General features: G+C 65.4%; 9 protein-coding genes. 6 read left to right on the forward strand and 3 right to left on the reverse strand.

The features are described 5' to 3' along the window. The first annotated feature begins 67 nt into the window (after nucleotides 1-67). From EN853_RS07420 to EN853_RS07435, 4 genes are all read left to right on the forward strand, one after another. Nucleotides 68-2,389, forward strand: a complete 2,322-nt coding sequence (locus tag EN853_RS07420) for a GumC family protein (RefSeq protein WP_127858894.1) — start codon at nucleotides 68-70, stop codon at nucleotides 2,387-2,389. Nucleotides 2,390-2,623: 234 nt separating this feature from the next. Further along, on the forward strand, nucleotides 2,624-3,523 hold the full coding sequence (gene folD, locus EN853_RS07425; protein ID WP_127858895.1) for a bifunctional methylenetetrahydrofolate dehydrogenase/methenyltetrahydrofolate cyclohydrolase FolD: 900 nt from the start codon (nucleotides 2,624-2,626) through the stop codon (nucleotides 3,521-3,523). A 52-nt stretch (nucleotides 3,524-3,575) separates the two neighbouring features. Next, nucleotides 3,576-4,538 carry a GlxA family transcriptional regulator gene (locus EN853_RS07430; RefSeq protein ID WP_126085807.1) on the forward strand — a complete coding sequence of 321 codons (963 nt, stop codon included), beginning with the start codon at nucleotides 3,576-3,578 and terminating at the stop codon, nucleotides 4,536-4,538. A gap of 88 nt (nucleotides 4,539-4,626) precedes the next feature. Further along, nucleotides 4,627-6,282 (forward strand): VWA domain-containing protein, encoded by a 1,656-nt coding sequence (locus tag EN853_RS07435; RefSeq protein ID WP_127858896.1) that lies wholly within the window; start codon nucleotides 4,627-4,629, stop codon nucleotides 6,280-6,282. A gap of 61 nt (nucleotides 6,283-6,343) precedes the next feature. Here the strand turns inward: EN853_RS07435 and edd are convergent, their stop codons facing one another. From edd to zwf, 3 genes are all read right to left on the reverse strand, one after another. Further along, nucleotides 6,344-8,167, reverse strand: a complete 1,824-nt coding sequence (edd, locus tag EN853_RS07440) for a phosphogluconate dehydratase (RefSeq protein ID WP_127858897.1) — start codon at nucleotides 8,165-8,167, stop codon at nucleotides 6,344-6,346. Nucleotides 8,168-8,231: 64 nt separating this feature from the next. Beyond that, nucleotides 8,232-8,954: a 6-phosphogluconolactonase gene (gene pgl, locus EN853_RS07445; RefSeq protein ID WP_127858898.1), complete on the reverse strand. Its 723-nt coding sequence runs from the start codon at nucleotides 8,952-8,954 to the stop codon at nucleotides 8,232-8,234. Next, a complete protein-coding gene (zwf, locus tag EN853_RS07450; protein ID WP_127858899.1) occupies nucleotides 8,936-10,405 on the reverse strand; it encodes a glucose-6-phosphate dehydrogenase in 1,470 nt (489 codons plus the stop codon). Before zwf ends, pgl begins: the two co-directional genes overlap by 19 nt. Before the next feature lie 345 nt (nucleotides 10,406-10,750). Here zwf and EN853_RS07455 point away from each other — a divergent pair, with 345 nt between their 5' ends. Together EN853_RS07455 and EN853_RS07460 are read left to right on the forward strand one after the other, a co-directional pair. Further along, entirely contained in the window at nucleotides 10,751-11,497 is a 747-nt protein-coding gene (locus tag EN853_RS07455) for an SDR family oxidoreductase (protein WP_127859065.1), read from the forward strand. Nucleotides 11,498-11,713: 216 nt separating this feature from the next. Continuing rightward, nucleotides 11,714-11,995, forward strand: a complete 282-nt coding sequence (locus EN853_RS07460; protein WP_135922529.1) for a Mur ligase family protein — start codon at nucleotides 11,714-11,716, stop codon at nucleotides 11,993-11,995. Nucleotides 11,996-12,024 lie beyond the last annotated feature (29 nt).

A 12,024-nucleotide genomic window follows, 5' to 3' on the forward strand; every position in this document is an offset into this window, starting at 1 on the left:
TGCCTGTTTAGCGTGACTTAACGATTGGCCGACCGCTCCCAAGCCGTCAGAGAGTAAGTTCCAGGACATGGCCGACAGGGAAAACCTTGACGATTGGAGGCGCGAGCGCTCTTTGCTTGCGCTCGGCCAGGCCGTGCGCGGCGAGGACAGCGCCGACGCCTCGCTGGTCTCCATCGGCGACAAGGCCAACCCGTCATGGCGCGAGGATGCCGCCGCGCGCCACCGCGCCGCGCGCTTCGAGCGCGAGGGGCGGTCGAACCCGCAACCCGCGAGCGTCGACGAACCCGGTCAGCCTCAGGCCGCCCCGATTTCACAGACCATCCAGGACGACCGGGCCGAGCGAGAAGCCCGTCCGCAAATCGGACAGCGCGAAGAGGGCCGTTCCCCGGACTATTCTTCGCAGGCCTATTCTTCGCAGGCCGCGTTCGAACCGCGCTATGCGGGCCCTCGCCATGCAAGCCGGCCGCTGGCCGGCCATGATGCCGACGCGCAGGAATGGAAACCGCTGATCGACCCGATGCATGTCGTTCACGGCATCACCCGCTCCAAGGCGCTGATCCTCTCGACGACGATCCTTGGCGCGGCTCTTGGCGTCGCCATAGCGCTGTCGACGCCGAAGAAGTACGAGGCCACTACCGAGGTCATTGTCGATCCGCGCGACCTCAAGCTCACCGATCGCGACCTGACACAGAATGTCATCGCCTCGGATGCGACGCTCGCCATCGTCGAGAACCAGGTCCGCATCCTGACCTCGGGCACGGTCCTCAACAAGGTCGTCACCGACCTCAACCTCGCCAACGACCCCGAATTCAACGGCCAGGGAAAGGGCGGCCTCGGCCTGATGTCGATGCTCCGCTCGATCCTGTCGCGGCAGGATGCGCAGAGTTCTGCCAACGAGGCGCGCCGGCGCGCGCTGGCGGTCGGCAACCTCGCCGAGAGCCTGGACGTCGAGCGCAGCGGCAAGACCTTCGTCGTCTCGATCACCGCCACGACCCAGAATCCCGATAAGTCGGCCTTGATCGCCAACACGATGAGGACGGCGTTCCAGCAGATCTCCAGCGAACTCCAGTCCAACACGGCAGGCCGCGCGAATGATGAACTCACGGCCAGGCTCGACGAATTGCGAAAGGGCGTCGAGACGGCCGAGCGCAAGGTGGAGGATTTCAGGGCCACGCATGACCTTGTCGACGCCCAGGGTCATCTGATCAGCGACGACCAGATGCTGAAGCTCAACGAGCAGCTCTCCGTCGCGCGCGCCCGCACGCTCGAGCTCAATGCTCGCGCTGCTTCGGCGCGCTCGCTGAACGTCAACGCGGTTCTCAATGGCACCTTGCCGGAGGAGATCAACTCCAACACGATGGGCGAACTGCGCTCGCAATACGCGGCACTGAAACAGGAAGCCGACCGCGCCGCGATCAAGTTCGGGCCGCGGCATCCGGAGCTTCAGGCGCTGAACGCTCAGCTTGCCGGCGCGCGCGAACGCATCAGCGCCGAATTGCAGCGCATAGCGTCCTCGCTGCAGGTCGACCTGAAGCGCTCCGTGCAGCTTGAGCAGGACCTTGCCTCGCGTCTGGCGCAGGCCAAGGTGCAGAGCGGCGACGTCAACAACAACCTGGTTTCGCTGCGCGAGCTCGAGCGCGAGGCCGCCGCCAAGCGCTCGGTCTACGAGCAGTTCCTGCTGCGGGCCAAGGAAACCGGCGAGCAGAAGGACATCAACACCGCCAATATCACCTTGATTTCGGAGGCCTACCCGCCGCTCGAAGCCAAGGGGCCGTCGCGCGCCGTGACGGCGATGGCCGGCTTGCTGGCGGGCCTTTTCGCCGGCATCGGCCTCGGCGCGCTGCGCGGAGTCTATGCCAGCCTGCGCGAGACGGCGGACAGCCGCTCGCGCCGCAAGCCCGAAGAGCGCGAGCCGGCCTTCGAGGACAAAGCCTATCGGGCGGCACCGCCGAGCTCTCCGCCAGCCGCGTCTCCGCCAGCTGCGGCGTCCGCATCATCGCTCGCCCCCGCCAACGGGGCCGCCCGGGCGGGCTTCTTCGGATCGCTGGCTTCGTCGCTGCGCGATTTTCTGCTGCGCAGGTCGGACGAGCCGGCCAATGCCGGCTCGGAGCGGCCTGCAGGCGCCAGGAGCGCGCCGACACTGGAGCGCGGCTTCGAGACGCCGCCCGTGCAAGATCATTCCTATTCCTATCGGTCGGCGCGGCCTGCGGGACCATCCGACGATGCGTATCCGTCGTCGCCTCCCCATCGGCAACCGCCGGTCGCCGAGGCACGCCAGTCCTCAGCCGACCAGCAGAGCCAGGTCGACGAGCTTCGGGCCAGCCTGCGCGAGTTCCGCGAGGCGGTGCGCGAGCTGACCGAAAGCCGATCGCGCCGCCGCTATTTCTAAAACGACCTGTCTTCGATAAAAGCTGCCTTCGACAAAAGTGGCTTCCGATAAAAGCGGCCCGGTTTCGGGTTTACGGCATCCGACGACGTTTTGACGGGATTGCCCTGTCGAATTTTCGTGACAATGCCGCGCTGCATTCGACCGTCCGCGCCCGGCGCCCGGCGGATCGCGATGCTGGATTGAGGATCAGGGCCGCGCGCAAGAGCGGCCGCGAAACAGTGCTGAAGGTGAGTGATGGCCGAAGTGATCGACGGAAAGAGTGTCGCCGGAGACGTGGTTCGAAAGGTCAAGGCGCTGACCGCCGAGCTGTCGGCCAGGGGCGCGACCAGGCCTGGCCTGGCCGTGGTGATCGTCGGCGAGGATCCGGCGAGCCAGGTCTATGTCGCCTCGAAATCGCGCACAGCCAAGGAATGCGGTTTCCACTCGCTCCAGCACACGCTGCCGGCCGAGACCTCCGAGGCGGAGCTGCTGAAGATCATCGGCGACCTCAACGCCGATCCGTCGATCCACGGCATCCTCGTGCAATTGCCGCTTCCGGGCCATATCGATGCCGGCAAGGTCATCCAGACGATCGCGCCGGAGAAGGATGTCGACGGCTTCCATTTCATCAATGTCGGCAAGCTCGGCACCGGCGAGCTGGAGACCGCCTTCGTGCCCTGCACGCCGGCGGGCTCCATGCTGTTGATCGAGCGCGTGCGCGGCAGGGACCTTTCCGGTCTCACCGCCGTGGTGGTCGGCCGCTCCAACATCGTCGGCAAGCCGATGGCCAATCTGCTGCTCGCCGCCAACTGCACCGTCACCATCGCGCATAGCCGCACCAGGGATCTGCCGGCGCTGGCCCGCACCGCCGACATCCTGGTCGCCGCTGTCGGCCGGCCGGAAATGGTCAAGGGCGATTGGGTGAAACCCGGCGCCACCGTTATCGATGTCGGTATCAACCGCATTCCCGCGCCCGAGAAAGGCGAAGGCAAGTCGCGGCTGGTCGGCGACGTCGCCTATGCCGAGGCGGCCAAGCTCGCCGGCGCCATCACGCCGGTCCCCGGCGGCGTGGGGCCGATGACCATTGCCATGCTGATGGCCAACACTGTAGCTTCCGCCTACCTCGCGGCCAGATTGAAGCGGCCGTCCTTCTGATCAGAAAGCAGCATCCTTGCCGAACCTTACTGCTCCTGTTGAACGGCCGGTCATGGGCGATCCCGTTCAGGGCGGTCGGCAGTTCGGCTTCCTGCTGGTCGACAAGTTCTCGATGTTCTCGCTGGCCGCGGCGATCGACTGTTTCCGCTCGGCCAACCGTCTGCTCGGCCGCGATTTCTACGGCTGGACGACGATATCGGCGGATGGCGACGCGGTCATGGCCTCCAATGGCTTGCCGCTGAAGATAGACTATTCCGTCGCCGATATGCCGCCGGTCGACATCCTGTTCGTGTCGGTCGGGCTCACCACCGAATTCCCCGGCAAGAGCAAGGTGCTGGCCGCGCTGCGCAGCTGGGGCCGGCGCGGCAACGCGCTCGGCGCGCTGTCGGTCGGCTCCTACCTGCTCGCCGAGGCCGGGCAGCTCGACGGTTACCGCTGCACCATCCACTGGGAAAACCGCGCCGGCTTCATGGAGCGGTTCCCCGACATCAACTGCACCGGCAACGTCTTCGAGATCGACCGCAAGCGCTACACCTGCGCCGGCGGCACCACCTCGATCGACCTGATGCTGGAGATCGTGCGCGGCGATTTCGGGTCCAACCTCGCCAATGGCGTCGCCAACCAGTTCCAGCACGAGCGCATCCGCTCGGCCGGCGACCGCCAGCGCGTCGGTCCCGAGCGCGATCTCACCGGCAAGTCGGAGAAGCTCAGGCGCATCGTCGAGCTGATGGCCGACCATCTCGACGAGCCGTTGTCGGCGGTGCAGCTGGCCAAGTCGGCGGGCCTGTCGGTGCGCCAGGTCGAACGCCTGTTCCTGCGCCACCTCAGCGTGACGCCGGGCCGCTATTACATGCGGCTCAGGCTCGAGCGCGCGCGCGAATTGCTGCGCCAGACCAACATGCCGATCCTGGACGTGGCGATCGCCACCGGCTTCACCTCGCACTCCTATTTCGCGCAAAGCTACCGGCTGCAGTTCGGCCGTCCGCCGTCGGAAGAGCGCCGCACCACCTACTGAGTGTCTTTGCGGGCTGTCGGGCTTGTCTCCAAAGCCGGCCTCAAATAGCTTTCCCGACGCGGACAGGGGGCTCACTCAGGAGATTTTCATGGCGGGACTGGCACGGAGCGTCGCTGCGGCGATCCTCCTTTTGTCGATGACCACCCTTGGCTTTGCCGCCAACAAGGTCATCATCATTCTCGATGCATCGGGCTCCATGTGGGCCCAGATCGACGGCAAGCCCAAGCTCGAGATCGCGCGCGAATCGCTGCGCACGGTGCTGCAGTCGGTTCCGGCCGACGACGAGATCGGCTTCATGGCCTACGGCCATCGCACCAAGGGCAGCTGCGACGACATCGAGCTGATCGTGCCGCCGCAGGCGGGTTCGGCGAGCGCGATTTCGGCCGCCGCCGACAGCATGAAATTCCTCGGCAAGACGCCGTTGACGGCTGCCGTCAAGCAGGCGGCGGAAGCGCTCAAATACACCGAGGACAAGGCCACCGTCGTCCTTATTACCGACGGCCTCGAGACCTGCGGCGGCGATCCTTGCGCGCTTGGCAAGGAGCTCAAGGAAACCGGCGTCGACTTCACTGCCGACGTGGTCGGCTTCGGCTTGACCGCCGACGAAGGCAAGCAGATCGCCTGCCTCGCCGAAAACACCGGCGGCAAATACATCCAGGCCTCCGACGAAAAGGCGTTGCAGCAAGCGCTGGTCGAGACCGTCGCGGCGCCGGCTCCCGCGCCCGAGCCAGCTCCCGCCCCCGCCCCCGCGCCCGAACCCGCCAAGCCCGAATTCAATTTCGTGCCGAGCGTGGTCATGGCCGAGGGTGGCGATCCGATCACCGACGGCAATGCCTGGGAGATCTATAAAGCCGCGGCCGACGGCTCGCGCGGCGATCAGGTCATGACCGAGTATGGCGAGCTCAAGACCAACCTCGAGCCGGGCGACTACATCGTCGTCGGCCGCGACGACGAGGCAAGGAGCGAGCAGAAGATCAGAATAGAGGCCGGCCAGGTCTACAAGCCGCTGTTCACGCTGAACGGAGGCACGCTGGTTATCCATCCGCACGCGAGCCAGGGCTCGGAGCTCAGCGGCGAGGCGCGTGTCGACTTCGCCTATCCCGGCGGCAACACCACCCACTATGGCGACGCCAAGGCGACGGTGCCGGCAGGCGAGCAGAAGGTGACGGTGCAGATCGGCGCCGGCACGGTGACCGAGACCATCCAGCTCGCCGCCGGGCAGACAGTCGAGAAAGACGTCGTCGTCGGCGTCGGCCATGCCGTGCTCAACGCCTACTACACGCCGGGTGGCGACAAGGCCGACAATTCCGGCATCGGCTTCGAGATCGTCAAGGCGAAGAAGAAGATCGACGGTTCCCGAGAAAGCGTCGAGCACTCCTATGGTCCGGACAGCAAGTTCTGGCTTCCGCCGGATGACTATGTCGCGCTCACGACATTCGATATCGCCGTCGTCGAGCAGCCCTTCAGCATCAAGGCCGGCGACAATCAGGACATCAAGGTCACGCTCGATGCCGGCGTGCTGGCGATGTCGGCGCCCGGCGCCTACTCAATCGAGGTGTTCTCGTCGAAGAAGGACATCGAAGGCAAGCGCAAGTCGCTTGGGCTAAGCTATGGCGACAGCTGGCAGCAGACGATCCCAGCCGGCGACTATGTGGTCGTGCGCCACGCCTCCGACCAGGGCCAGGACAAGGAAATGCCCGTGACGATCAAGGCCGGCGAGCGAACCGAGATCACCGTTCAGTAGGGTCACTTTGCCGGAATGCAAAAAAGGGCGGCCAAGCCGCCCTTTTTCATGGATGGCTGGCTCACGCGTTTGCGAAGGCGGCGGCGCCATGGTCGGCGCGGCCGACCAGTTGCCGGAAGCCGGCGAACAGCTCGCGGCCGAAGCCGAACTCGTTGCCGATGAGGTCGGCTTCCGCCGTGCGGCGCAGCGCGAATTCAGTCCCCGGCACCAGCACCTCCAGCGTGCCGGCGTCGGCGTCGAGGCGGACGATGTCGCCGTCATGGATCCTGGCGATCGGTCCGTCCTCGACCGCCTCCGGCGTCACATGGATCGCCGCCGGCACCTTGCCGGAGGCGCCCGACATGCGCCCGTCCGTCACCAGCGCGACGCGCTGGCCGCGGTCCTGCAGGATGCCGAGCACGGTGGTCAGCTTGTGCAGCTCCGGCATGCCGTTGGCCTTCGGTCCCTGGAAGCGGATGACGGCGACGAAGTCGCCGGTGAGCGTGCCGGCCTTGAAGGCGTCGTTCAGGCCTTGCTGGCTGTCGAACACCTTGGCCGGCGCCTCGATGACCCGCCGCTCGGGCTTGACGGCCGAGGTCTTGATGACGGCATGGCCGAGATTGCCGGCAAGCACCTTCAAGCCACCGGTCGGCTGGAACGCCTTCTTGAATGGCGCCAGCACCTTCTCGTCGCCGCTCTCCTGCGGCGCCGCTTCGCGCACCACGCTGCCGTCGGCGCCGAGCCTTGCTTCGACGGCATAGGGCCGCAGGCCTTCGCCCCACACCGTCTGCACGTCCTCGTGCAGGATGCCCTCGTCGAGCAGTTCACGGATCAGGAAGCCGAGCCCACCGGCGGCATGAAAATGATTCACGTCGGCCAGCCCGTTGGGATAGACGCGCGCCAGCAGCGGCACAGCTTCCGAAAGGTCGGAAATGTCCTGCCAGGTGAGCGAAATGCCGGCCGCTGCGGCCATCGCGATCAGGTGGATGGTGTGGTTGGTCGAGCCGCCGGTGGCGTGCAGGCCGACCACGCCGTTGACGATCGAGCGCTCGTCGATCATGCGGCCCACCGGCGTGTAGGCATTGCCGAGCGCGGTGATCGCTAGCGCCCGCTTCGCCGCTTCCCTGGTCAGCGCGTCGCGCAGCGGCGTGCCTGGGTTGACGAAGGAAGCGCCGGGCGTGTGCAGGCCCATGATCTCCATCAGCATCTGGTTGGAGTTGGCGGTGCCATAGAAGGTGCAGGTGCCCGGCCCGTGATAGGATTTGGACTCCGCCTCGAGCAGCTCGGCGCGACCTGCCTTGCCCTCGGCATAGAGCTGGCGGACCTTGGCCTTCTCGTCGTTCGGCAGGCCCGACGTCATCGGCCCGGCCGGGATGAAGACAGCCGGCAGGTGGCCGAAGGTGAGTGCTGCGATCACCAGCCCCGGCACGATCTTGTCGCAGACGCCGAGGAAGACGGCGGCGTCGAACATGTTGTGCGAGAGCCCGATCGCGGCCGCCATGGCGATCACGTCGCGCGAGAACAGCGACAGTTCCATGCCCGGTTGGCCTTGGGTAACCCCGTCGCACATCGCCGGCACGCCGCCGGCGACCTGGGCGATGCCGCCGGCCTCGCGCGCCGCTTCCTTGATCAGCGCCGGAAAGGTCTCGAACGGCTGATGCGCCGAAAGCATGTCGTTGTAGGAGGTGATGATGCCGAGGTTCGGCACGCGGTCGCCGCCGAGCGCGACCTTCTCCGACGGGCTGCAAACGGCAAAGCCGTGTGCCAGGTTGCCGCAGGAGAGCACCGCGCGGTTGGCGGCGCGGCCGGATGCCTCCGCGATGCGGTCGAGATAGGCTTCGCGGCCGGCCTTCGAGCGTTGGCGGATGCGTTCCGTGATGGCTTCGATGTCGCGTCTGGCTGTCATGGCTGGTCCTTTCGAGCCCCGGAAAACCTCCTCCCACAGCCTCCGGGGCTGCTCCTTCGTGAAATCAGGGTGCCCAGAACACCTCTACCGGTATGGGCGCTGCCTCGAGCACCTTGCGGATGGGCTTTTTCGTGTCTGCTTCTGCTTCCATCGCGCCGTCGAAGGCGATGCGCTTGTCCTCGCCTTCGATGTGGAGCGCGATGAAGCCGGCGGCAATGATCCGCGCCATCGACAGCGTCAGCCGCGGTTCGCCGCCGCTCGGCGCATGCACGGGCAGCACGATCCGCTGCGAGGACGGGTCGAGCAAAACGGCAAGATTGCCGGCATCGGGAAAGAAGGAGGCCGTATGGCCGTCGGCGCCCATGCCGAGCACCACCACGTCCAGCGGCCAGGCCAGTGATTGCAGGGCATCGCTGTCGGAAGCGGCGGCGGCCTCGATGCTCGCCGCCTCATGGTAGAGCGGCACGAAGCGCGCCGCCGCGGCCTTGTTCTGTAGCAGGTTGGCGGCCACCAGCCCGGCATTCGAGCGCGGCGAGGTGGGCGGTACGAAACGCTCGTCGACCAGCGTCACCGTGACCTTGTCCCAGGCGATCGGTATGGCTGAGAGCGCGGCGAAGAACTTCGCCGGTGTCGTGCCGCCGGATACGGCGAGCAGCGCCGTGTCGCGCTCGGCGATCGCTTTTGTCAACCGCGCGGCGACGTGGCCAGCAAGGGCCGCTGCCAGCTCCTGGCGGTCGGCAAAGCCGTTCCAGGCGTAGGCGGCGCCGCTCAATTGCTCTCGTGCCATGTCCGTCCGTCACGTTCGATGAGCGCGATAGAGGCCGAGGGCCCCCAGGTGCCGGCCGTGTAGCCCTGCGCTTCCTGCCTAGCGCTTTCCCAGGCGTTCTGGATCGGGTCGATCCATTTCCACGCCGCCTCGACCTCGTCGCGGCGCATGAATAGCGTCTGGTTGCCGCGCACCACATCCATGATCAGCCGCTCATAGGCGTCCGGTGCCCGGCCTTGGAACGACTGCGCGAAGCTCATGTCGAGCGAGATCTGGCGCAGCCGCATGCCGCCGGGCCCCGGATCCTTGATCATGATGTATTGCTTGACTCCCTCGTCCGGCTGCAGGCGGATGACCAGCTGGTTGGCGAAGATCGGGCCAGCGCTGTCGCCGAAGATCGAATAGGGGATCGGCTTGAATTCGATGACGATTTCCGAAACGCGGGTCGCCAGCCGCTTGCCGGTCCTGAGATAGAAGGGAACGCCAGCCCAGCGCCAATTGCCGATCTCGGCCTTGACGGCGACGAAAGTCTCGGTGTTGCTGTCCTTGCCGAGCTCCTCGACGTAGCCTTTGACGGCTCCGCCGGCTGAGGCGCCGGCGCGATACTGGCCGCGCACGGTATGCTTGGGCGCCTCGTTGCCGTTGATGCGTTTCAGTGCCCTCAGCACCTTCAGCTTCTCGTCGCGCACGGCGTCCGCATCCATCGAGGATGGCGTTTCCATGGCGACCAGGCAAAGCAACTGCAGGATGTGGTTCTGCACCATGTCGCGCAGCGCGCCGGCCTTGTCGTAATAGGTGACACGATCCTCCAGGCCGACCGTCTCGGCCACGGTGATCTGCACATGGTCGATATGGGCGGAATTCCACAACGGCTCGTAGAGCGCATTGGCAAAGCGAAGCGCCATCAGGTTCTGCACCGTTTCCTTGCCGAGATAGTGATCGATGCGGAAGATCTGGCTTTCGTGGAAATCATCGCCCACCGCATCGTTGAGCGCCCGCGCCGAGGTGAGATCCCGCCCGATCGGCTTCTCCAGCACGATGCGCGAGTTCGGTGTGATCAGCTTGTGCTCTTTGAGCTGGTGCGAAATGTCGCCGAATAGGGCCGGTGCCACCGCCAGATAAAAGGCACGGATGCGGTCGCTGTCGCCGATCGCCTTCTTGAGCTTGTCGAAGCCGGCGCCGGTCGTCGCGTCAGCCGAGACGTAGGAAAGCCGCGCCAGGAAGGTCTCAAGCTCCTTGGCGTCGACGTCGGCCGGCTTCACGTGCTCGGATATCGCCTTCTTGGCGAAGGACTGAAACTCGGCGTCGGTCATTTTTGCGCGTGACGTGCCGATGATGCGCGTCGGCTCGGAGAATTGCTGGCCGCGCTGGCGATGATAGAGCGCGGGCAGAAGCTTGCGTTCCGACAGGTCGCCGGTGCCGCCGAAGATAATGAAGTCGAATGGGTCGACGGGGATGATCTGGCTGGTCATGGTCAGTCCGATTTGATGCCGGTCGCCGTAGCGTGGGCTGATATATTCTAATCGATTTAAATCGTCCAGTGCCTTGGTGTCGCATCAAGGGCCAATCGCGGGGGCCAATCGCGGAGGATTGTATGGGTCCAGACGTGCCCCCGATACTGGCGCTTGATACTGGCGCTTGACACAGGTGCTCCCGGAAGGCTTGTCGGCAAGCGATGTCTTGCGGGAGCGTTCGCGACTGCAACATAGAACGTGAATGTGACGAAAGCTAAGGGAGAAATCGCGGGTGCGCCATCTGTCGCTTCCGGCGCGCGCTGCCGATGCGAATTGCGGATGATCTCAGTGAGCGGGAAAACCATGCGTCTGGAAAACAAGGTTGCCATCATTACCGGCGCGGCGTCGGGCTTCGGCAAGGGCATGGCGAAGCGCTTCGCGGAAGAGGGCGCGCGCGTCGTCGTTGCCGACCTCAACGCCAAGGGCGCCGAGCGCGTGGCGCAGGAAATCGGCGACAGCGCGATCTGGACCCAGACCGACGTTTCGCTGCGCTCCGAATTTGACGAGATGGTCTATGCCGCCAAGAGCGCCTTCGGCCGTATCGACATCATGGTCAACAATGCCGGCTACACGCATCGCAACGGCGATCTGCTCGGAGTCGACGAGGAAACCTTCGACCTGATCACCGCCGTCAACATGAAGGCGATCTATCATGCCGCCCTGGCCGTTGTGCCGATCATGGATCGGCAGGGCGGCGGCGTCATCCTGACCACGGCCTCGACGGCGGGGCTTCGCCCGCGGCCGGGCCTGACCTGGTATAACGCCTCCAAGGGGTGGGCGATCACCGCCACCAAGTCGATGGCGGTCGAACTCGCGCCGAAGAACATCCGCGTCAATTGCCTCTGCCCGGTCGCCGGCGAAACCGGCATGCTGGAGAAGTTCATGGGCGCGGACACGCCGGAGATCCGTGAGAAGTTCCGCGCCTCGATCCCGCTCGGCCGGCTCTCGACGCCGCTCGACATTGCCAATGCGGCGCTGTGGCTGGCTTCGGACGAAGCCGCCTTCGTCACCGGCGTGGCACTGGAGGTCGACGGCGGACGCTGCATTTAGAGCAATCCGGGAAAAGCGCGAATGGCCGCCCCGGAATTGCGTAAAAACAATATCTGGAGCAATGCGCGATTGCGTCTAACGTTGAACTCCTCCAGGCGACACACGCGGCCCGGGTTTGACTCGCCAATCCTTGGAAAGGCATAAGGGGTCGGGGTCCGGAGTTGCGGGGGGCGATGAACGCCCGGCTGCGGAAGATCAACGAGATATCGTTGGCGGTTGCGCCGCTATCTGGCGCGGCGCGCGCGTGCGCGAAGCAGGGCGACCTTCATTGGCGTCACCGGCAGTTCCGGAAAATCGACGACCACGAGCTTGCTGGGCAATATCCAGGCCAGCCGTGGCTCGGTCCATACGCAGGCGCTGTTCAACACGATGAGAGCGCTGGTCCGCACGCTCTACAAGCGCATGAAGCGCGCCGGCAATGTTGATTATGTTGTCTTCGAAGCTGGCGCCTTCGGCGTCGATTCGATCCGGCCGATGGCGCAAATAAGTGCCGTTTGAGGAGCATCGGGATTTCGTTGCAAAGCGCA

This window comes from Mesorhizobium sp. M1C.F.Ca.ET.210.01.1.1, from assembly GCF_004791585.1.
In the GTDB taxonomy this organism is placed as follows: Bacteria; Pseudomonadota; Alphaproteobacteria; order Rhizobiales; family Rhizobiaceae; genus Mesorhizobium.